This is a genomic window from Stutzerimonas stutzeri (genome assembly GCF_018138085.1).
In the GTDB taxonomy this organism is placed as follows: domain Bacteria; phylum Pseudomonadota; class Gammaproteobacteria; order Pseudomonadales; family Pseudomonadaceae; genus Stutzerimonas; species Stutzerimonas stutzeri_AI.
Genome location: NZ_CP073105.1, coordinates 4,579,345 through 4,598,921 on the forward strand (window position 1 = coordinate 4,579,345; position 19,577 = coordinate 4,598,921).

Here is a 19,577-nt window from a genome sequence, read left to right on the forward strand (position 1 = left end):
CGCTACCTGCCTTATCCGGCCGGCTGGCGCAGTTCACCGCTGAGAAATCCGCCCAGTGATCTGTTGACGCCCGAGGCCTGTGGGAGCGGTCTTGACCGCGAGCCTTTCAACTCAGCCCCACCGCGCCACGCCCGGCTGGGCGGGTACTTTGCTCGCCGCTACGGATTAGTTCCAGCCGGCACGATCCATCAGCATGATGGCTTCGGCCTGCCGGCTGCCGGCAACTTCCACCGGGATGGTGTCCGCTTTGAAATCACCCCATGCGGCGACCTCAGCCGAGGGTTTCACGTCCGGGTTGGCCGGAAATTCCATGTTGATATCGGCGAAGATGCTCTGCGCCTCGGGCGTGGTCATCCATTCCACCAGCTTGCGCGCCGCCTCTGGATGCGGTGCATGCTTGGTCAGGCCGATGCCGGAGAGGTTGACGTGAACACCGCGGTCCTGCTGGTTCGGCCAGAACAGCCGGGCTTTCAGATCCGGCTGCTGGGCGTGCAGGCGCCCGTAGTAGTAGGTGTTGACGATACCGACGTCGCACTGGCCAGCGTCGACGGCCTGAATCAGCGCCGTGTCGTCGGCGAACACGTCGGTCGCAAGATTATTGACCCAGCCCTTGACGATCTCTTCGGTTTTCTCGGCACCGTGGGTTTCGATCAGGGTCGCGGTCAGCGACTGGTTGTAGACCTTCTTGCTGGTGCGCAGGCAAAGCCGGCCTTCCCAGTTCTCGTCTGCAAGGGCTTCGTAGGTGCTCAGCTCGCTCTGCTGAACCCGCTCGGGCGAGTAGACGATGGTCCGTGCGCGCAATGAAAGACCGGTCCAGGCGTCGCTCGAGGAGCGGTACTGGGCGGGGATGTTGGTTTTGACCACGTCGGAGTTCAGCGGTTGGAGGATGCCCATCTGCTCGGCTTGCCAGAGGTTGCCGCCGTCCACCGTCAATAGCAGATCCGCCGGCGTATTCTCACCCTCGGCCTTGATCCGGGCCATCAGCGGCGCTTCCTTGTCGGTGATGAACTTGACCTTGGTGCCGGTCTTAGCGGTGTAGGCGTCGAACACCGGCTTGATCAATTCGTCGATTCGCGAGGAGTAAACCACTACTTCATCGGCAGCTTGTGCCACGTTCGACAGCGCCATGAGCGCCGCGGCGGCGAGTAAACCTTTGCTTGCCTGCATGGATTTAGCCTCTTGTTTTGATGAAAGAGGCTAAATAGTAGTGAATGTCATTTACTTTCTCAACGCGACAAATGTTGCAAGGAGCGTGGCCGCGCGCCCTTCAGTATCGCGCCAGCTCCGGCAGATCGCCGCTCAGACCCAATGCCTGCCGTACGAACAACGCCTTGGCTTCGGGCAGCGCCTGGACGCCTTTCAAACCGGCGTTACGCAACCAGCGCAGCGGGAGCGCATCGGCCTGGAACAAGCGCTCGAAGCCCTCCATCGCAGCCATCATCGCCAGGTTATGGGGCATCCGCCGACGCTCGAAACGCGCCAGCACCCGGAGATCAGACAGGGATGCGCCACGGTTCAGGGCCGCCAGCAGAACCTCGGCCAGCACCGCCGCGTCAAGCAGACCAAGATTGACCCCCTGGCCGGCCAGTGGATGGATGGTGTGCGCGGCATCGCCGATCAGTGCCAGCCCCGGCTGCACATAACGCTTGGCGTGGCGCTGGCGCAACGGAATGCAGAGCCTCGGGTCGACCTCCAGGACGTCGCCCAGGCGGTATTCGAAAGCCCGCCCCAACGCCTGGCGAAACGCCTCATCGTCCAGGGCCATCAGGCGCTGCGCCTGGTGCTCGGTCACCGACCAGACGATCGAGCACCAATGCGGATCGCCCTCGCGCTGCAACGGCAGGAAGGCCAGCGGGCCGTCATCGGTAAAGCGCTGCCAGGCGGTCTGCTGGTTGGGCTCGGCGCAACGCACACTGGTCACGATGGCGTGATGCAGATAGTCCCATTCGCGCGTCTCGCAGCCGGCCAGACGGCGGACCGCCGAGTTGCCGCCGTCGGCCGCCACCACCAGGCCCGCGCTGAGCTGCTGCCCGTCGGCAAGCGTCAGAGTCCAATCCCCTTCGTTCTGGCGCAGCTGTTCCAGCCGCGCATTCGGTACCAGCTCGACCGAGCCATCGGCCGTCAACGCGTCGAGCAAGGCGTCCTGCACGACACGATTCTCGACGATATGGCCGAGCACCTCGGCATGCACCGATGCCGCCGAAAAATGAATCTGCCCGGTTCCGGAGCCATCCCATACGCGCATGTCGGTATAGGGACTGGCACGGCGACCGGCGATGCCAGACCAGGCACCGACGCGCTCGAGAATTCGCTGGCTGGCCGCTGATAGCGCGCTGACACGCGGCTCGAAAGGGTCGCTGGGCGCGAAGGGCTGCACCCTAAGCGGACCGGCGTCGACCAGCTTGATGGTCAAGCCAGCGTCTCGCAGTGCCAGTGCCAGGGTGCTGCCGACCATCCCGGCGCCGACGATGATGAGGTCCGCTTGCATCTCTGCTCTCCTGAGCGCCGCGTGAGCGGCATGTCTAATGGATCGGCTTGCTCGAGCTCGGCGAAGGCACGCACTCAGCGCTCGCGCACGCCCAACCCCATCGCCTGCCGAGCGAACCAGGCCTTGGCCGGCGGCAACAGATCGAGCCCCAGCAGACCAAGATTGCGTCCGGCAACGGATAAAAGCGCGGAGCCAGCGAACAGCCGCGTCAGCCGGTCGGAAAAACCGACGGTAAGCCACTGATCCGTACGTTGCCGCCGGTGGTAGGCCTGTAGCACGCCGATATCGCCGAGCTTTGCCGATCCGCTCAGCAACGCGGCCGCAAGCGCCTCGGTGTCGCGCAGGGACAGGTTGTAACCCTGCCCGGCGATCGGGTGCAAACTGTGCGCGGCGTTGCCCAGCACCACCAGCCCGGAGCGCACCTGCTCCTCGGCCTCGATCAGCATGAGTGGGTAAAGATGCCGCGCACCGACCTGCTGAAAGCCGCCCAGACGATAGCCGAAGGCCTGTTGCAACTCGTCGAGAAACGCCGCTTCGGGAAGCGCGGCCAGACGCGCCGCGTCTTCCTCGGGCCGGGTCCAGACCAAAGCGCAACGATTGTCCTGCAGCGGCAGCAGCGCCATGGGCCCGTCATCGGTGAAGCGTTCGAACGCCTGCCCGCCATGAGGTTTACCCGGGGTCACATTGGCGATCAGCGCCGACTGATCATAGGGGGTGGTCTTGATTGCTATACCGAGCTGCTCGCGCAAGGCCGATCGACCACCATCGGCGAGCACCGCCAGATCGCAGTCCAGCACTTGGCCTGTGGTCAACGTCAGTCGATAGCCGCCCGCGACCGCCTGCATCTGCTCGACCTCCGCCGGGCAATGACGGGTCACTGCTTCATCATCCAGCGCCTGCCACAGGCAATGGCCAATCCAGGCGTTCTCGACCACGTAGCCCAGCGCCGGCACCTGCTGGTCGCTGGCGTCGAGGCGGGTCGCCCCTGCGCGACCGCGGTCGGACACGTGAATGTGAGTGATCGGCTCGGCGCGCTCGGCAATCCGCTCCCAGACGCCCAGGCGCTGATAGATCAGCCGGGTGCCGTAAGAAAGCGCCGTGGAGCGCGCATCATAGCTAGGCTGATATTCGCTGCCGGGCTCGAACGGCTCGATCAGCGCAATGTTCCAGCCACGCGCTTTCGCGCCTTGCTGCAAGGCCAGCGCCAGGCTGGCACCAACCAGCCCGCCTCCCACTATGGCCAAGGTGCCCATGCTAGGCCACCTCGGCCGCAGCCGACATCAGGGCCTCTATTTCTGCAACTGTCTTCGGCACGCCGCCAGTCAGGATTTCACAGCCGGTTCGGGTCACCACCACATCGTCTTCGATGCGTACACCAATGCCGCGCCACTTCTTGGCCACGTCCTGGTTGTCGGCGGCGATATAGATGCCCGGCTCGACGGTCATCGCCATACCGGGCTCCAGCACGCGCCATTCGCCGCCGACCTTGTAGTCGCCGACGTCATGCACATCCATGCCCAGCCAGTGGCCGGCGCGATGCATATAGAAGGGCTTGTAGGCTTCGGAAGCGATCAGATCCTCGACATCGCCCTGGAGCAGGCCCAGATCGACCAGCCCCGCCGTGATGACGCGAACCGTCGCCTCGTGCGCTTCGTTCCAGTGCTTGCCTGGTGCGATGTGCTTGAAGGCCTCCTCGTTGGCCGCCAGCACCAGCTCGTAGATGGCCTTCTGTTCCGCCGAGAAGCGACCGCTGACCGGAAAGGTGCGGGTGATGTCGCTGGCGTAGCAATCGATCTCGCAGCCGGCATCGATCAGGACCAGATCACCGTCCTTGAGCACGGCGTCGTTCTCGCGGTAATGCAGGATGCAGGCATTCTTGCCAGCCGCGACGATGGAGCCATAGGCCGGCATCTTCGCCCCGCCCTTGCGGAACTCGTAATCCAGCTCGGCTTCGAGATGGTATTCGTAGAGTCCGGCGCGGCTGGCCTGCATGGCACGCACGTGGGCCCGGGCGGAAATCTCAGCCGCCGCCCGCATCACCTTGACCTCGTTCGCCGACTTGTACAGGCGCAGGTCGTGTAACAGATGATCGAGGGCGACAAACTCGTTAGGCGGCTGGGCACCCTGGCGGGCCTTGGAGCGAATGGTGTTGATCCACTCCATCAGACGGTGATCGAACTCCTGATTGCTGCCGATGGCGTAATAGACACGCGAACGCCCCTCGATCAGGCCGGGAAGAATGTCGTCGATATCGCCGATGGGGAACGCATCATCAGCGCCGTATTCCGCGACGGCACCGTCCTGGCCCGCCCGCAAGCCGTCCCACAATTCCCGCGCTGGGTCGCGCTCACGACAGAACAGCACGTACTCGCCGTGCTCGCGCCCCGGAATCAGCGCGATGACCGCCTCCGGCTCGGGAAAGCCGGACAGGTATTGGAAGTCGCTGTCCTGACGGTAGATATGTTCAACGTCGCGATTGCGGATATACATCGGCGCAGCCGGCAGGATCGCGATGCTATTGGGTTCCATCTCGGCCATCAGCGCCTTGCGCCGACGGGCATATTCCGCTTTCGGGATACGGGTCATGGCAGGCGAATCCTCAATGCAGGGAGGGCTTGGGCGTCGGCGGTACTGGCTTGGCGCACTCGGTGAACAAGAGCAATGGCGCAACGCGCAGATACTCCATGACTTCCATGTAGTCACTCTCGCCGTCTTCGGATTCGTCCAGCGAATCCTGAATCTGCGCGATCGCCGCCATGTCCTGCAGCACCTCCATGGCCTCGCGGCTCAGCGCACGGTCACCGGCGATCAGGCCGAAGCCCGCCAGGAAACTTTGGCACCATTGGCCCAGGGCGAGCGTGCGTTCGGCGAGCGGCGCGTCGTCGGACGGCAGCAGCAAGACGATGGCGATGTCGTCGCCGGCTAGCTCACCCTTGACCATTTCCTGCAAGCCGATCAGCGCCTGACGCACCGGCTCCTCCGGCTCGGCACCGAGCAGCTCGGCCGCATCGACCAGCCAGGCATCGACATCGAAACCGGCGCCGGCACAGCTGCGCCCCAGCAACAGGCCATGCAGCTCGGCGGGTGTGACGGGTTGGGCACTGCTGGTCAGCAAAGTGGAAAAAGCGGCGTACGGCGTATTCTGAATGGGCATTGGCAGCTAGGCGCGCGGAGGCGCTAATGTCTAGAATGAGACTTCGTATCCTAGCACCGGCATACGAGCCAAGACCATCGAAGCCGGATGCCCCGACGCTCGCGCCATTTACCCGGAAATCCCATGGAAGACGCCGATCTGCAATTGCTGACCGCCAAGCTGGAACAGCTGATTCAGCGTATCGAGCAACTCAAGGCGCAGAATCACCTGCTGCTTCACAGCGAGCGGGCATGGCGCGAGGAGCGCGCTCATCTGATCGAGAAGAACGAAATGGCACGGGTGAAGGTCGAATCAATGATTTCGCGCCTGAAAGCCCTGGAGCAGGACTCATGACCCAGCCGAATACCGTTACCGTGCACATCATGGACAAGGAATATTGCATTTCCTGCCCGCCCGAAGAACGCAGCAACCTCGAAGGCGCCGCCCACTATCTGGATCGCAAGATGCGTGAAATCCGCAGCAGCGGCAAAGTCATCGGCGCCGATCGTGTCGCGGTGATGGCTGCACTGAACATTACTCACGAACTGCTGCACAAGCATGACCGACTGGACGCCGAAGCCAACAGCGCCCGCGAACACGTCCGCGTGCTGCTCGAGCGGGTCGACACTGCACTGGCCACCGATCCAAACCCATCCGGCAACTGATGAACGGCAAACAGATTGCGTTATAATCCCGCCCACTCCCTGGCATGTTCGCCAGTCGGCGATGACCCTCTCCCGATAAGCAACACCATGGAGGCTACACGTAGTGCCGGTGTGCATGTCCGCCTGACGGAAAGCCTTAAGGTACTCTGTAGTCGCCACCTTGAACTCTCGGGTTCAAGGGCCTACGCGGGCAGCGGCATGCTGGGGAGCCTCATTTCATGATCGTAGCCGAAGGCCTTTCACGCCCGGCGCTGCGACGCCAATTGCGGCAAGCTCGCCGCCAGCTCACCGCCGCGCAACAGCGGCGGGCCGCCAAGTCGCTCTACCGGCAGCTGGCCCAGCACCCACTGTTTCGGCGCGCTCGCCATATTGCCTTGTACCTGCCGAACGACGGCGAGATCGATCCCCGCGCCTTGCTGCTCGAAGCGCAACGACGTGGCAAGGCGACCTACTTGCCCGTGCTCAACGCCTGGCCACGCACACGCATGGTGTTTCAACGCATCATGCCGAATGAACGCCTGAGGTCTAATCGATTCGGTATCGACGAGCCGATGTATCGACCGGCTCGACAGCGCCCCATCTGGACACTCGATCTGGTCTTGATGCCGCTGGTAGGGTTCGACGAGCAAGGCGGACGTCTGGGCATGGGCGGCGGCTTCTATGATCGCAGCCTGGCCTATCGTAAAAGGCGCAAAAATGGTCACAAGCCGACACTTTTAGGTCTTGCGCATGAATGCCAGAAGGTCGATCGATTGCCATTGGCAAGCTGGGATGTGGCGCTGCAAGCGACCGTCACGGATAACGGTTGGTATGCAAGTTAAGGCGGGAATCAGGGAGGCACGCCGCGTCCATGCGGCAAGTCAGCTTAGCGCTGCAGTTGCTGGGAATGACTGATCGGAACGGCCGACGGTGTATTGTCGGTACGCTCCCAAAGCCCCTGCGTATAGCCTGTCGTTACAACGCCGAGACCAAAGATCAGCACCAGGACCCAAAGAATATCTGGTTTGCGTTTCATAGTTTTTCGCCTCCCCCTGCCAGGCGAACAGTCTGTAGTCGAGTCAGTATCGTTTTCGTTTTTTAGACTCGACAATGCCAACCTCAAGCGCGGCATTCTCCGTCATGCCTCGGTGCAGCGCAAATAAGCGCTACCACCGATTGTCGGGGATTTTTGCGTTTGAGAACCCTTCCAAGCAACCAGCTGTGAGCAAAGACCATGCCGTACTGGCTGATGAAGTCCGAACCGGACGAATTTTCCATTCAGGACCTGGAAAAAATCGGTGTTGGCCGCTGGGATGGCGTGCGCAATTACCAGGCGCGCAACTTCCTGCGACAGATGGCCGAAGGCGACCGCTTCTTCTTCTATCACTCGAGTTGCGCGACTCCCGGGATAGCTGGAATCGGTTCGATCGAACGCAGCGCCTATCCCGACCCGACCGCTCTCGACTCTGGGAGCGATTATTTCGACGCTCGCGCCAGCGCTGCCAAGAATCCCTGGAGCGCTGTGGATGTCGCCTTCGTCGAGCGATTCGACAGCACTCTGACACTGTCCCGATTGAAAGCAGAACCGGCGCTCGAACAGATGCCGCTCGTGCACAAGGGGAGCCGGCTATCGGTAATGCCCGTCAGCGACAGCGAGTGGCGCGCCATTCTGGCCATGCGCTGAGGTCTCGGGCGCCCCTGCTTACTGGATGATCAGGTTGTTGAACAGGAGGTCCTCGACCAGGGGCTTGCCTTCCTCCTGCGTAAGTACCGCCTGTACCTGCTTGAGGGCCTCCTGGCGCAGCGCTTCCTTGGCCTCGACCGTCCCAAGGCTGGCATCGGTCTGCTGCGAAAACAGCGTCACCAGCTGATTGCGAATCAGCGGCTCGTGGTGCTTGACCTTCTCCTCCGCCTGGCTATCGCTGACACGCAGCGCGATATCGGCCTTGTAATACCTGAGCTTGCCGTCCGAGCCGTAGTTGCCGACCAATGCCGGCACCAGCGCGTAGTAGATGACTTTCGGCGCAGCCTCATCGGCCTCGGACGCCTCTGCCAGGGCCGGCAATGCCATACAAAGAGCGAAAAAAACTAGAAGGATGCGCTTCACAGGACAACTCCATGGGGACCGGCCACCAGCATAACCAGTGCCGAGCGCGGACCCAAGCTCGGCCTTATGTACCGCCATCAGAGCGGACCATGCTCATTGCGCCGAATGGGCAGGCTCCTAGACTGAACGCATTCAGAAAAGGGCCATTAGCCTCATCTCAAACGACAAAAGGAAATCCGATGAAAGCCGTTCTGTGCAAAGCCTTCGGCCCGGCCGAAAATCTCGTCATCGATCAGACCGACAGCCCCCAGGCCAAGAAGGGCGAGGTACTGCTCGACGTGCATGCCGCCGGCGTCAACTTTCCAGACACGCTGATCATCGAGGGCAAGTACCAGTTCAAACCGCCACTGCCATTCTCGCCAGGCGGTGAAGCGGCCGGTGTGGTCGCCGCCTTAGGCGATGGGGTCAGCCACCTGAAAGTAGGTGATCGCGTGATGGGCCTGACGGGCTGGGGCAGCTTCGCCGAGCAGGTCGCCGTACCGGCTGACAATGTGCTCCCGGTACCGCCAACGATGGATTTCGAAACGGCCGCCGCGTTCAGCATGACTTACGGGACCTCGATGCACGCCTTAAAGCAGCGTGCCAACCTGCAGCCGGGTGAAACCCTGCTGGTGCTCGGCGCTTCGGGCGGCGTCGGCCTCGCGGCCGTGGAGATCGGCAAGGCGATGGGGGCCAAGGTCATCGCCGCCGCCTCTACCGCCGAAAAGCTGGAAGTCGCAAAGCGTACCGGCGCCGATGAGCTGATCGACTATTCCAACACCAGCCTCAAGGAGCGCCTCAAAGAGCTGACCGGCGGCCAGGGTGTGGATGTGATCTACGACCCGGTAGGCGGCCAGCTGTTCGAAGAAGCATTTCGCAGCATCGCCTGGAACGGCCGCATGCTGGTGGTCGGGTTCGCTGCCGGCGACATCCCTTCGCTCCCCGCTAATCTACCTTTGCTCAAAGGTGCTTCGCTGGTCGGCGTGTTCTGGGGGACCTTTGCGCGGCGCCAACCGCAGGATAACGCGGCCAACTTCAAGCAGCTGTTCGCCTGGCACGCTGAAGGCAAGCTCAAGCCGCTGGTTTCGCAGACCTTTGCCCTGGAGCAGGCTGCCGAGGCAATCAATACGTTGGCCCAGCGCAAGGCCGTGGGCAAGCTGGTCGTGAAGGTACGCTAACGCGGGAAGCGGGGAAGCGCAGGGTGCCGTGAACTTCGACATCACCCTGCGCTTCTGCCGTTTGCAGCGAGCGACTATCAGTGAGCAGTGGCCGGCGCTTCACCGCCCTGCTGCATGCGCGCCATTTCTTGCGCGTAAAGCGCATCGAAGTTCACCGGAGCCAGCATCAGTGCCGGGAACGAACCGCGGGTGACCAGGCTGTCCAGCGTCTCGCGCGCGTACGGAAATAGAATGTTGGGGCAGAACGCACCCAGGGTATGGCTCATGGCTTGCGCCTCGAGGCCCTTGATCAGGAAGATGCCAGCCTGCTGGACCTCAGCGATGAAGGCCACTTCTTCACCGGTCTTGACCGTGACCGACAGCGTCAGCACCACTTCGTGGAAATCGTTTTCAAGCGACTTCTGCTTGGTGTTCAGGTCCAGCGCAACGCTCGGGTTCCATTCCTGGCGGAAGATCTCCGGGCTTTTCGGCGCCTCGAAAGAAAGATCACGGACATAGATCCGCTGCAGCGAGAACTGTGCGCCCTGCTCTTGCTGACCTGCCGCCGCGCCATTGTTTGCTTGTTCAGTCATGTGAAGCCTTCTTGTTGTGCATGTCGTTATGGAAATCGCCTCGCCAGCGCCGACGCGCGTCAGCGGACTGGCAGGCGTTGAAACCGGTCAGGCCTGCAGCAGCGCATCCAGCCGACCGGCACGCTCCAGCGCGTGCAGCTCATCGCAGCCACCGACGTGTGCGTCACCGATCCAGATCTGCGGCACCGAGGTACGCCCGGCCTTGGCCGCCATTTCCGATCGCAACGCAGGCTTGCCATCCACGGGAATCTCCTCGTAGTCGACACCCTTGTGTTCGAGCAGGTTTTTGGCACGGATGCAATACGGGCACCAGGCGGTGGTATAGATGACGACCTTAGGCATAGTTACTTGACCACTGGCAGGTTTTCGCCGCGCCAGCTGGAAATCCCTCCAGACAGCTTGGCGGCATTGAAGCCCGCCTTCTGTAGCTCACGGCAGGCTGTTCCGGCATGCTGGCCCATGGCGTCGACGACCACAATCGTCTTGCCCTTGTGCTTTTCCAGCTCGCCCAGACGGCTGACCAGCTTCTCGTAGGGAATGTTCAATGAATCAACGATGTGGCCGGCATCGAACTCCTTCTTCGCGCGCACGTCCAAGACCACGCCTTCGTCGCGATTGACCAGGCCGGTCAGCTCGCGGTTGCTCAGACTCTTGCCGCCCTTGCGCGCTTCGGTGATGGCGAGAAGCGCCAGCAGCACCAGAAAGATGCCAACTAGAACGTAGTGGTTGGAGACGAATTCAATCAGGTTAGCGACCATCAATTGGGTACCCGGGGGATAAAATGCGGGCCAGTATACACAGCCGCACAACCGGGCTGAACCCTGCCAATCGTGACGTCAAACCGGCCAGCCAGTAGACTGGCCGCCATTTTTTCGCCCCCCCCGTGCAAGGAGCCCGTGATATGCCTGCCGCGCCCAAACCCTTGGTATTGATGATTCTCGACGGCTTCGGACATAGCGACAGCCCTGAATTCAACGCCATCCACGCAGCCAACAAGCCGGTCTATGATCGGCTGCTCGCCAGCCAGCCGCACGGCCTGATTTCCGGCAGCGGCATGGATGTCGGCTTGCCGGACGGGCAGATGGGCAACTCCGAAGTCGGCCATATGAACCTGGGTGCGGGTCGAGTGGTATATCAGGACTTCACCCGCGTGACGAAAGCCATTCGCGACGGCGAGTTCTTCGAGAACCCGAACATTTGCGCGGCAGTCGACAAGGCCGTCGCCGCTGGCAAGGCGGTACATATCCTGGGCCTGCTTTCGGACGGCGGCGTTCATAGCCACCAGGACCATCTGGTCGCCATGGCCGAGCTGGCGGCCAAACGTGGGGCGGAACATATCTACCTGCACGCTTTCCTCGATGGCCGCGACACACCGCCGAAAAGCGCTCAGCACTCCATCGAACTGATGCAGGCCACCTTCACCCGCCTTGGCAAGGGCCGGGTCGCCAGCCTGATCGGCCGCTACTTCGCGATGGACCGGGACAATCGCTGGGATCGCGTCGAACAGGCCTATCACCTGATCGTCGAGGGCAAGGCGGAGCATCATTCCGACTACGCGGTCGACGGTCTGATAGCCGCCTACGAACGCGGCGAAACCGACGAGTTCGTCAAAGCCACCACCATCGGCGAGCCGGTGCGCGTGGAGGATGGCGATGCCGTGGTGTTCATGAACTTCCGCGCCGACCGTGCACGCGAGCTGACGCGTTGCTTCGTCGAGCCCGGCTTCGATGCGTTTCAGCGTACCCGCGTGCCGCAACTGGCCGGTTTCGTCATGCTCACCCAGTACGCGGCCAGCATCCCGGCGCCGTCGGCCTTCGCTCCCGAGCCGCTGACCAACGTGCTCGGTGAATACCTGGCCAACAACGGCAAGACCCAGTTGCGCATCGCCGAAACCGAAAAATATGCCCACGTCACCTTTTTCTTTTCCGGCGGCCGTGAGGAGCCTTTCGCGGGCGAAGAGCGGATTCTGATCCCGTCACCGCAGGTCGCCACCTACGACATGCAACCGGAAATGAGCGCACCCGAGGTGACCGACCGCATCGTCGAGGCCATCGAGCAACAGCGCTACGACGTGATCATCGTCAACTACGCCAACGGCGACATGGTCGGCCATACCGGCGTGTTCGAGGCCGCGGTAAAGGCCGTCGAATGCCTGGACAAGTGCATGGGCCGCATCGTCGAGGCACTGGACAAGGTCGGCGGCGAGGCGTTGATCACGGCGGATCACGGCAACGTCGAACAGATGGAAGATGCCATGACCGGCCAGGCTCACACCGCTCATACCTGCGAGCCGGTACCGTTCATCTATTACGGCAAGCGCAAGCTGAAGGTTCGCGAAGGCGGTGTGCTCGCCGACGTGGCGCCGACCATGCTGACGCTGCTCGGTCTGCCGGTACCCACCGAGATGACCGGTCGCTCGATCGTCGAACTGGGCTGATAGGCGATAGCTGGAAGCAAGCTTCTGTTCCCGCCCAGGGCTTCAAGCTTCCAGCTGCTTTTTTAGGCATACTACGGCGGTCGTCAAACGCTCGGTTACGCCCCTCTATGTCTCGCATGATTCTCGCCCTCGCGCTGTTCTGTCTGCTTGGCTCAGCCACAGCGGACGAGCGCGCCGACGCCCGCAAACAGATCGAAGCGGCACGCAAGGACGTGGCCGAGCTCCAGAAGCTGCTCAAGCAGATCGAGCAGGAGAAATCCACGGTCCAGAAGCAGCTGCAAAGCACCGAGAGCGAGATGGGCGAGCTGGAAAAGCAGGTCGACTCGCTGCAGCAGGAAATCGACCGCAGCGAAGCGGAACTCGAACGCCTCAACGAGGAAAAGACCACGCTCGAGGGCGCTCGCACGGAGCAACAGCGGCTGATCGGTATCCAGGCGCGGGCCGCCTACCAAAGCGGTCGCCAGGAATACCTCAAGTTGCTGCTCAACCAGCAGAACCCGGAAAAATTCAGCCGCACCCTTACCTACTACGACTACCTCAGCAAGGCCCGTTTCGAACAGCTGGCGGAGTTCAACGAAACCCTTCGCCAACTGACCAAGGTCGAAGCCGGCATCGAGGCGCAGCAAGCGACGCTCGCCGAACAGCAGGACGGCCTGCAACAACGCCGCGCCCAACTCGCCGAAGTACGCAAGGAGCGCCAGCTGGCGCTGGCCAAGCTCGATCAGGACTTTTCCAGCCGCGACCAGAAACTCAAGGCGCGCAAGCAGGAACAGGCGCAGCTCGAACGCGTTCTGCAGACCATCGAGCAAACCCTTGCACGCCAAGCACGCGAGGCTGAACAGGAACGGCAGCGTGCACTGGCCCAGGCCCGCGAAGAAGAGGCGCGCCAGCGGCAGGCCGGCCGACCAGCGCCAGCCGGCCCGCTCGTTTCAAGCGCCGGCAGCAGTTACGGCGGCCCGTTCGCCAGCGCCAAGGGCAAGCTGCCCTGGCCGGTGGATGGTCGCCTGGTAGCCCGCTACGGCACTCCTCGTGGCGGCGACGCTCGAACCAAATGGGACGGCGTGCTGATCGGTGCCGCTGTCGGCACCCAGGTACGCGCGGTGCATGGCGGTCGGGTGGTATTCGCCGATTGGCTGCGCGGTGCCGGACTGCTGGTGATCCTCGACCACGGCAATGGCTACCTGAGCCTGTACGGCCATAACCAGAGTCTGCTGCGCAACGCCGGAGAAATCGTCAAGGCGGGCGAGCCGATTGCAACTGTTGGTACCAGTGGTGGGCAAGAGTCCGCCGCCCTGTATTTCGCCATTCGCCAGCAGGGTCGCCCGAGCGATCCGGCACAATGGTGTCGTGCACAAGGATAGTGTCCTCGGCGCACCCCTCACAATTGGAGTCAAACATGCTGCACCTGTGCCGTTTCGCCCAACCCTCTACCCTGGCCCTGTCCATTTTGCTGGGAATGTGCGCTAACGCCTGGGCCCAGCAGCCGCCTGCAGAGCTGACGCCAGCGCCAGTCGCATTGGACAAGCCGAGCAGGAAGGCACCGTTGCCGCTGGACGAGCTGCGCACCTTCGCCGAGGTGCTGGACCGGATCAAGGCGGCATACGTCGAGCCGGTCGACGACAAGACCCTGCTGGAAAATGCCATCAAGGGCATGCTCAGCAACCTCGACCCGCACTCTGCCTACCTCGAACCCGAGGCCTTCGCAGAACTCCAGGAAAGCACCAGCGGCGAGTTTGGCGGTCTCGGCATCGAGGTCGGTGTAGAAGATGGCTTCATCAAGGTCGTCTCGCCAATCGACGACACCCCCGCTTCGAAGGCCGGCATCGAGGCCGGCGACCTGATCGTCAAGATAGACGGCAAGCCCACCAAGGGCATGTCGATGATCGATGCGGTCGGCATGATGCGCGGCAAACCCGGCAGCGCCATCTCGCTGTCACTGGTGCGCGAGGGCGGCAAGCCCTTCACGGTCAAGCTCACGCGCGCAGTGATCAAGGTCAACAGCGTCAAGAGCCAGATGCTCGAGCCCGGTTATGGCTACCTGCGGGTCACCCAGTTCCAGATCAACACCGGAGAAGAGGTCGGCAAGGCCCTGGCACGCCTGCGCAAGGAAAACGGCAAGAAGCTCAACGGGCTGGTGCTGGACCTGCGCAACAACCCGGGCGGCGTCCTGCAGGCGGCGGTCGAGGTATCCGACCACTTCCTCACTGACGGCCTGATCGTCTACACCAAAGGCCGCATCGCCAACTCCGAGTTGCGCTTCAGCGCTGACCCGGCCGATGCCAGCGAGGGCGTCGCCCTGGTGGTGCTGATCAATGGCGGAAGTGCATCGGCGTCGGAGATCGTCGCCGGCGCCCTACAGGACCACAAGCGCGCGGTGCTGATGGGAACGGACAGTTTCGGCAAGGGCTCGGTACAAACCGTGCTGCCATTGAACAACGATCGTGCTCTGAAGCTGACCACCGCGCTCTACTACACGCCGAACGGGCGCTCCATCCAGGCGCAGGGTATCCAGCCGGATATCGAGGTCGCCCGCGCCAAGCTCACCCGCGAGCAGGCCGTCGAAGGCATTCGCGAAGCGGACTTGACCGGGCATCTGGGCAACGGCAACGGCGGTCCGGAGCGCCCCAGCAGCGCACCGATCGCTAGCGACTCGGCACGCCCTCAGGATGAGGACTACCAGCTCGGCCAGGCACTGAATCTGCTCAAGGGGTTGAACCTCACCCGCGGCCAGTAACGGATGCTCCGATATGCCCTGGCGGCACTATTGGGGATTCTCACGCCGCTGTTGGTGATCGCGGCGCCGTACAAGCCTTCGGCCAGCGACGAGCAGCGCCTGGCCAGCATCGCGCAGATGCCCAAGCTGACGCTGATTATCGACGACCTGGGCCAGAGCTTGCGTCAGGACCGGCGGGTTCTGGCCCTGCCCGGCCCCGTCGCCATGGCGATCCTGCCCGATACCCGCCACGCGACGACGCTGGCGAAGCAGGCCCGAACCGCTGGAAAGACCGTCATGCTGCATTTGCCGATGGCGCCTGCCGGCGGCCCCTACGCCTGGCAGCCGCCGTTGCCGGAGGCGGAGCTGATCGGCCGCCTCAACAGTGCGCTGCAGAAGGTTCCTGGCGCCAGCGGCATCAACAATCACATGGGTAGCCAGATGACTGGTCTGCGCGCGGCGATGTCGACCCTGATGGGCGAACTGCAGCGCCGTCATCTTTTCTTTGTCGACAGCCGCACCAGCAGCGCGACGGTTGCTGCGGCCGCCGCGCAGCGCATCGGCCTGGCCAGCCTGTCGCGCGATATCTTCCTCGACGACGATCCCAGCCCCGCTGCGGTCGCCGCGCAGTACCACGCGGCTCTCGAGCTGGCACGCAAGCAGGGTTCGGTGGTGATCATCGGGCACCCGCACCCGAGCACGCTGGCGCTGCTGGAACGGGAGCTACCGCACCTGCAGGCTCAAGGCATCGACTGGGTGGATATCGGCCAGATGATCGCGACGCGCGGCAACCGGGCCATGGGTGCCCACGGCGTGCACGGCATCTATCGCTAAGGCAGTCGATCAGAGATAACGACGCATAATGGCGTCGATGGCGCCGTCGCCCTTCATCTCGTTCAACGCTTTTTGTAGCCGCGTAACAACTTCGTCCGGTGTCTGCTTGTTCAGCGCGAGGAATAGCTGCGCGTCGTTGAAGCGCAGAACCGTCGTCAGTCCACTCACCCCTTCCTGCTTGGCCAGGTAGGGTCCGACCGGATCGGTCGTCGCCCAAAGGTCGATTCGTCCCTTGAGGAGCTTGCCGATGTTTTCCTGGTCACGTAGCGAATTGATCGGATCCAGGCCTTTGCTTTCCAGGTGCTGACTCACCGCGTCGTTCTTGTATGCCCCGATCCGATAGGGCTGCGCCTGCTCGAGCGAGCTCAGACGCAGCGAACTGCCGGGCGGTCCCAGCAACACCCAGCCGGTGCTGGTGAGCGGTCCGACCCATTTGAACAGCGGCTCACGCTCCGGTGTGTAAGTGGTCGAAAACAATCCCTGGTCCGGCTGCTCCAGCACCTGGTTATAGATGCGCTCCCAAGGGAAACGCAGCGTCATGCTGTAGGCGATTCCGGCGCGCTTGAACATCTCGCGAACGATGTCCGCATTGATGCCGCTGATGTTGCGCTCGGCCGCATAGTTCTTGCCGTCGGCTGCCATATTGAACGGCGGAAAGTTCTCGGTCAGCAGCACCACCTTGTAGTCGTCCGGCAAAGCTGCCCTGACTGACGCTGCCATCAGCATCAGCAAACCGGCCATTAAAATCCGTCTCATCACACCCCCAACTGCGCAAAAACCCTCAGAGCGACGTTCGCCGACAGATGTCGAGCGCAGTCGCTTCATTAGGTGTAGCAATCGGCAGCGAGAAAGCCGCGTGACCAGCCGCGAAATGAGACGGGGCGCACATTTCAAAGCCAGTATTTCGCCATTACAGGCGCGAGCGGAGCCCGTCATGAGCCTTCGCGTGGCGAGCGGGCGATTTGCACCGCAGAGGAAGGTCGGCAAGCCTGCTGTAAACGCCCCCAATCCACAGGCGTTCCAGCTGCCATTGCCAAGCTGACGCCAGTCTTAGAGATAGCGCCCGGTAATGCTGTCCAGCGTGCCGTCTGCGCGCATCTGCTCCAGCGCGGCCTGAAGCTTCTTGACCGTCTCGTCGGAGACCTGCTTGTTCAGCGCCAGATAAAGCTCGGCGCTATCGAAGCGCAGCACTCGCTTGAGCCCGGTCACGCCCTGCTGCTTAGCCAGAAAGCGCCCTGCGGGATCACCTGTCGCCCAAAGATCGATGGACCCGTTTTGCAGCTTTTCGACGTTTGTCTGATCGCGCAAAGCCAGCGAGGGCTCAAGCCCCTGCGCCACGAGGTGCTCACCGATGGCATCGCTCTTGTAGGCGCCGATTCGGTACTGCCTGGCCTGCTCCAGGCTGCTGAGCTCGATTCCGCTGTCGGCACGCGCCAGCAGTACCCAGTCATCCGGCCCGATCGGCCCCACCCAGTTGAATAGCGCTTCCCGCTCGGGTAGCCGGGCGGTGACGAATACGCCGTAGCCGGGCATCTCCAGCGCCATCTTGTAGATCCGCTCCCACGGGAAGCGCAGCGTCAACGTGTAGTCGACCCCTGCGCGCTTGAACATTTCCCGGACGATATCAGCCGCGATCCCGGTGATGTGCTCGTCCCGGGCGAAGTTCTTGCCATCGACCGCCATGTTGTAAGGCGGGAAGTTCTCCGTCAGGAGATTGATCGGCTCCGAAGCAGCCTGTGCTGCACCGGCCCCCAACGACAGGCTGGCAGCCAGCGCGACTAGCGTGGTCTTGAACATGGTGACTCCCTGATGAAGCGGCAGCCGCGGCGCGTCCACGGCTGTGTTCCTGATGAATATTGAGCGCTTTACCGGGTGCGGTCAGCGCATCACGATGCCGCAGCTGGCCATGTAGGCCTTGGCTTCCGGCACGGTGTATTCGCCGAAGTGAAAGATGCTCGCCGCGAGCACCGCATCGGCCTTGCCTTCGAGGATGCCATCGGCCAGATGCTGCAGATTGCCGACGCCACCCGAAGCGATGACCGGAATATGCACGGCCTCGCTGATCGCGCGAGTCACGCCGAGGTCGTAGCCGCTTTTGACGCCGTCCTGATCCATGCTGGTAAGCAGAATCTCGCCGGCCCCCAACGCCTCCATCTTCTGCGCCCAGAGCACGGCATCGAGGCCGGTCGGCTTGCGCCCGCCATGGGTGAAAATCTCCCAGCGGCCGGGCTCGCCGGGCTTCGATACGCGCTTGGCGTCGATGGCGACGACGATGCATTGCGAGCCGAAACGATCGGCGGCCTCGCCGACGAACTCCGGGGTGAACACCGCGGCGGTGTTAATCGAGACCTTGTCTGCGCCGGCGTTGAGCAGGTTGCGGATATCCTGCACGCTGCGCACACCGCCGCCTACGGTCAGCGGGATGAACACCTGACTGGCCATGCGCTCGACGGTGTGCAATGTGGTGTCGCGGTTATCGACGCTGGCGGTGATGTCGAGAAAGGTGATCTCGTCGGCGCCCTGCTCGTCGTAGCGTCGAGCGATTTCCACCGGATCACCGGCATCGCGGATGTTCTCGAACTGGACGCCCTTGACCACGCGGCCGTTGTCCACGTCGAGGCAGGGGATGATGCGTTTGGCCAGGGCCATTGGACTTTCTCCGAAAGGGCTACAGGCCGCAAGCTGCAGGCTACAGGCGAAAAGCTAAGCAGCCTGTCGCCTGCGGCCTGCAGCCTGCAGCCTACTCGTCTTTAAACTTGAGATCGCAGAGCGCCTGCGCTTCGGCGACATCGAGCGTGCCCTCGTAGATCGCACGGCCGGTTATGGCACCGACGATCCCGCGTGCGTTGGTATCGAGCAGCTTCTGGATATCGCCGATGTTGTGGATGCCACCAGAGGCGATCACCGGAATGCGGCTGGCATTGGCCAAGGCCACGGTGGCCTCGACGTTACAGCCCTGCATCATGCCGTCCTTGGCGATGTCTGTGTAGACGATCGCCGAGACGCCGTCAGCCTCGAAACGACGCGCCAGATCCACCGCCTGCACGCTGCTGACTTCGGCCCAGCCGTCGGTGGCGACGAAGCCGTCCTTCGCGTCCAGCCCAACGATTACCTTGCCGGGGAAGGCGCGGCACGCTTCGCCGACGAATTCCGGCTGCTTGACCGCCTTGGTGCCGATGATCACGTAGCTGACGCCAGCGCGAACATAATGCTCGATGGTGTCCAGCGAACGGATGCCACCGCCGATCTGGATTGGCAGATTCGGATAGCGCTTGGCGATGGCCGTGACAACCTCGCCATTGACCGGCTGCCCTTCGAAGGCACCGTTGAGGTCGACCAGATGCAGGCGACGGCAACCGGCCTCGACCCACTTGGCAGCCATCGCCACCGGATCATCGGAAAACACCGTCGCGTCGTCCATCAGGCCCTGTCGCAGACGCACGCAGGCGCCGTCCTTGAGATCGATGGCGGGAATAATCAGCATGGCTAGAA

Annotated in this window: 23 protein-coding genes and 1 other RNA gene; 10 read left to right on the forward strand and 14 right to left on the reverse strand. The window is 62.7% G+C overall.

The window, feature by feature from the left end; genetic code table 11:
- Positions 1-165: 165 nt before the first annotated feature.
- The 5 genes from KCX70_RS20925 to KCX70_RS20945 all read right to left on the reverse strand — a co-directional run bounded on the left by KCX70_RS20925 (position 166) and on the right by KCX70_RS20945 (position 5,642).
- A complete protein-coding gene (locus KCX70_RS20925; RefSeq protein WP_212618696.1) occupies positions 166-1,167 on the reverse strand; it encodes an extracellular solute-binding protein in 1,002 nt (333 codons plus the stop codon).
- Positions 1,168-1,267: 100 nt separating this feature from the next.
- Complete coding sequence (locus KCX70_RS20930) at positions 1,268-2,488, reverse strand: 2-octaprenyl-3-methyl-6-methoxy-1,4-benzoquinol hydroxylase (RefSeq protein WP_212618697.1); 1,221 nt, start codon at positions 2,486-2,488, stop codon at positions 1,268-1,270.
- Positions 2,489-2,562: 74 nt separating this feature from the next.
- Entirely contained in the window at positions 2,563-3,741 is a 1,179-nt protein-coding gene (gene ubiH, locus KCX70_RS20935) for a 2-octaprenyl-6-methoxyphenyl hydroxylase (protein WP_212618698.1), read from the reverse strand.
- A gap of 1 nt (position 3,742) precedes the next feature.
- Positions 3,743-5,074: a Xaa-Pro aminopeptidase gene (pepP, locus tag KCX70_RS20940; RefSeq protein WP_212618699.1), complete on the reverse strand. Its 1,332-nt coding sequence runs from the start codon at positions 5,072-5,074 to the stop codon at positions 3,743-3,745.
- Positions 5,075-5,087: 13 nt separating this feature from the next.
- Positions 5,088-5,642 (reverse strand): YecA family protein, encoded by a 555-nt coding sequence (locus KCX70_RS20945; protein ID WP_212618700.1) that lies wholly within the window; start codon positions 5,640-5,642, stop codon positions 5,088-5,090.
- Between the two features lie 123 nt (positions 5,643-5,765).
- Between KCX70_RS20945 and KCX70_RS20950 the strand changes: the two genes are divergently transcribed.
- The 4 genes from KCX70_RS20950 (at position 5,766) to KCX70_RS20965 (ending at position 7,107) form a co-directional block, all read left to right on the forward strand.
- Positions 5,766-5,975, forward strand: coding sequence for a TIGR02449 family protein (locus KCX70_RS20950; protein WP_021206145.1), 210 nt, complete (start codon positions 5,766-5,768; stop codon positions 5,973-5,975).
- The gene (locus tag KCX70_RS20955; protein WP_021206146.1) at positions 5,972-6,286 is read left to right on the forward strand and encodes a cell division protein ZapA; all 315 of its coding nucleotides are present in this window, start codon (positions 5,972-5,974) and stop codon (positions 6,284-6,286) included. Before KCX70_RS20950 ends, KCX70_RS20955 begins: the two co-directional genes overlap by 4 nt.
- Positions 6,287-6,319: 33 nt before the next feature.
- Positions 6,320-6,498: non-coding RNA, 6S RNA (ssrS, locus tag KCX70_RS20960), on the forward strand.
- Positions 6,499-6,504: 6 nt separating this feature from the next.
- Positions 6,505-7,107 (forward strand): 5-formyltetrahydrofolate cyclo-ligase, encoded by a 603-nt coding sequence (locus tag KCX70_RS20965; protein ID WP_212618701.1) that lies wholly within the window; start codon positions 6,505-6,507, stop codon positions 7,105-7,107.
- Positions 7,108-7,151: 44 nt separating this feature from the next.
- Here the strand turns inward: KCX70_RS20965 and KCX70_RS20970 are convergent, their stop codons facing one another.
- Positions 7,152-7,301 carry a hypothetical protein gene (locus tag KCX70_RS20970; RefSeq protein ID WP_165788501.1) on the reverse strand — a complete coding sequence of 50 codons (150 nt, stop codon included), beginning with the start codon at positions 7,299-7,301 and terminating at the stop codon, positions 7,152-7,154.
- Positions 7,302-7,499: 198 nt separating this feature from the next.
- Here KCX70_RS20970 and KCX70_RS20975 point away from each other — a divergent pair, with 198 nt between their 5' ends.
- Positions 7,500-7,949 carry an EVE domain-containing protein gene (locus KCX70_RS20975; RefSeq protein WP_212618702.1) on the forward strand — a complete coding sequence of 150 codons (450 nt, stop codon included), beginning with the start codon at positions 7,500-7,502 and terminating at the stop codon, positions 7,947-7,949.
- 18 nt (positions 7,950-7,967) lie between these two features.
- On the opposite strand, the gene KCX70_RS20980 is transcribed toward KCX70_RS20975, so the two are convergent.
- The gene (locus tag KCX70_RS20980) at positions 7,968-8,372 is read right to left on the reverse strand and encodes a flagellar basal body-associated protein FliL (protein ID WP_021206149.1); all 405 of its coding nucleotides are present in this window, start codon (positions 8,370-8,372) and stop codon (positions 7,968-7,970) included.
- A 179-nt stretch (positions 8,373-8,551) separates the two neighbouring features.
- Between KCX70_RS20980 and KCX70_RS20985 the strand changes: the two genes are divergently transcribed.
- Positions 8,552-9,529: an NADPH:quinone oxidoreductase family protein gene (locus KCX70_RS20985; protein ID WP_212618703.1), complete on the forward strand. Its 978-nt coding sequence runs from the start codon at positions 8,552-8,554 to the stop codon at positions 9,527-9,529.
- A gap of 77 nt (positions 9,530-9,606) precedes the next feature.
- On the opposite strand, the gene secB is transcribed toward KCX70_RS20985, so the two are convergent.
- The 3 genes from secB to KCX70_RS21000 form a co-directional block, all read right to left on the reverse strand.
- Positions 9,607-10,101, reverse strand: coding sequence for a protein-export chaperone SecB (gene secB / locus KCX70_RS20990; RefSeq protein WP_021206151.1), 495 nt, complete (start codon positions 10,099-10,101; stop codon positions 9,607-9,609).
- An 87-nt stretch (positions 10,102-10,188) separates the two neighbouring features.
- Entirely contained in the window at positions 10,189-10,443 is a 255-nt protein-coding gene (grxC, locus tag KCX70_RS20995) for a glutaredoxin 3 (protein WP_102852556.1), read from the reverse strand.
- 2 nt (positions 10,444-10,445) lie between these two features.
- Positions 10,446-10,859, reverse strand: coding sequence for a rhodanese-like domain-containing protein (locus KCX70_RS21000; RefSeq protein WP_021206153.1), 414 nt, complete (start codon positions 10,857-10,859; stop codon positions 10,446-10,448).
- 143 nt (positions 10,860-11,002) lie between these two features.
- Between KCX70_RS21000 and gpmI the strand changes: the two genes are divergently transcribed.
- The 4 genes from gpmI (at position 11,003) to KCX70_RS21020 (ending at position 16,085) form a co-directional block, all read left to right on the forward strand.
- A complete protein-coding gene (gene gpmI / locus KCX70_RS21005) occupies positions 11,003-12,538 on the forward strand; it encodes a 2,3-bisphosphoglycerate-independent phosphoglycerate mutase (RefSeq protein WP_212618704.1) in 1,536 nt (511 codons plus the stop codon).
- Between the two features lie 107 nt (positions 12,539-12,645).
- Positions 12,646-13,899 (forward strand): murein hydrolase activator EnvC family protein, encoded by a 1,254-nt coding sequence (locus KCX70_RS21010; protein WP_212618705.1) that lies wholly within the window; start codon positions 12,646-12,648, stop codon positions 13,897-13,899.
- A 35-nt stretch (positions 13,900-13,934) separates the two neighbouring features.
- Positions 13,935-15,272, forward strand: coding sequence for a S41 family peptidase (locus tag KCX70_RS21015; protein WP_212618706.1), 1,338 nt, complete (start codon positions 13,935-13,937; stop codon positions 15,270-15,272).
- Between the two features lie 117 nt (positions 15,273-15,389).
- A complete protein-coding gene (locus KCX70_RS21020; RefSeq protein ID WP_102852758.1) occupies positions 15,390-16,085 on the forward strand; it encodes a divergent polysaccharide deacetylase family protein in 696 nt (231 codons plus the stop codon).
- Between the two features lie 9 nt (positions 16,086-16,094).
- Here KCX70_RS21020 and KCX70_RS21025 read toward each other — a convergent pair whose 3' ends face one another.
- The 4 genes from KCX70_RS21025 to hisA all read right to left on the reverse strand — a co-directional run bounded on the left by KCX70_RS21025 (position 16,095) and on the right by hisA (position 19,569).
- Positions 16,095-16,841 carry a substrate-binding periplasmic protein gene (locus tag KCX70_RS21025; RefSeq protein WP_102852560.1) on the reverse strand — a complete coding sequence of 249 codons (747 nt, stop codon included), beginning with the start codon at positions 16,839-16,841 and terminating at the stop codon, positions 16,095-16,097.
- Between the two features lie 294 nt (positions 16,842-17,135).
- Positions 17,136-17,882 carry a substrate-binding periplasmic protein gene (locus tag KCX70_RS21030; protein ID WP_212618707.1) on the reverse strand — a complete coding sequence of 249 codons (747 nt, stop codon included), beginning with the start codon at positions 17,880-17,882 and terminating at the stop codon, positions 17,136-17,138.
- An 81-nt stretch (positions 17,883-17,963) separates the two neighbouring features.
- Positions 17,964-18,734 (reverse strand): imidazole glycerol phosphate synthase subunit HisF, encoded by a 771-nt coding sequence (hisF, locus tag KCX70_RS21035; RefSeq protein WP_021206160.1) that lies wholly within the window; start codon positions 18,732-18,734, stop codon positions 17,964-17,966.
- A gap of 91 nt (positions 18,735-18,825) precedes the next feature.
- Positions 18,826-19,569, reverse strand: a complete 744-nt coding sequence (gene hisA / locus KCX70_RS21040; protein ID WP_021206161.1) for a 1-(5-phosphoribosyl)-5-[(5-phosphoribosylamino)methylideneamino]imidazole-4-carboxamide isomerase — start codon at positions 19,567-19,569, stop codon at positions 18,826-18,828.
- Positions 19,570-19,577 lie beyond the last annotated feature (8 nt).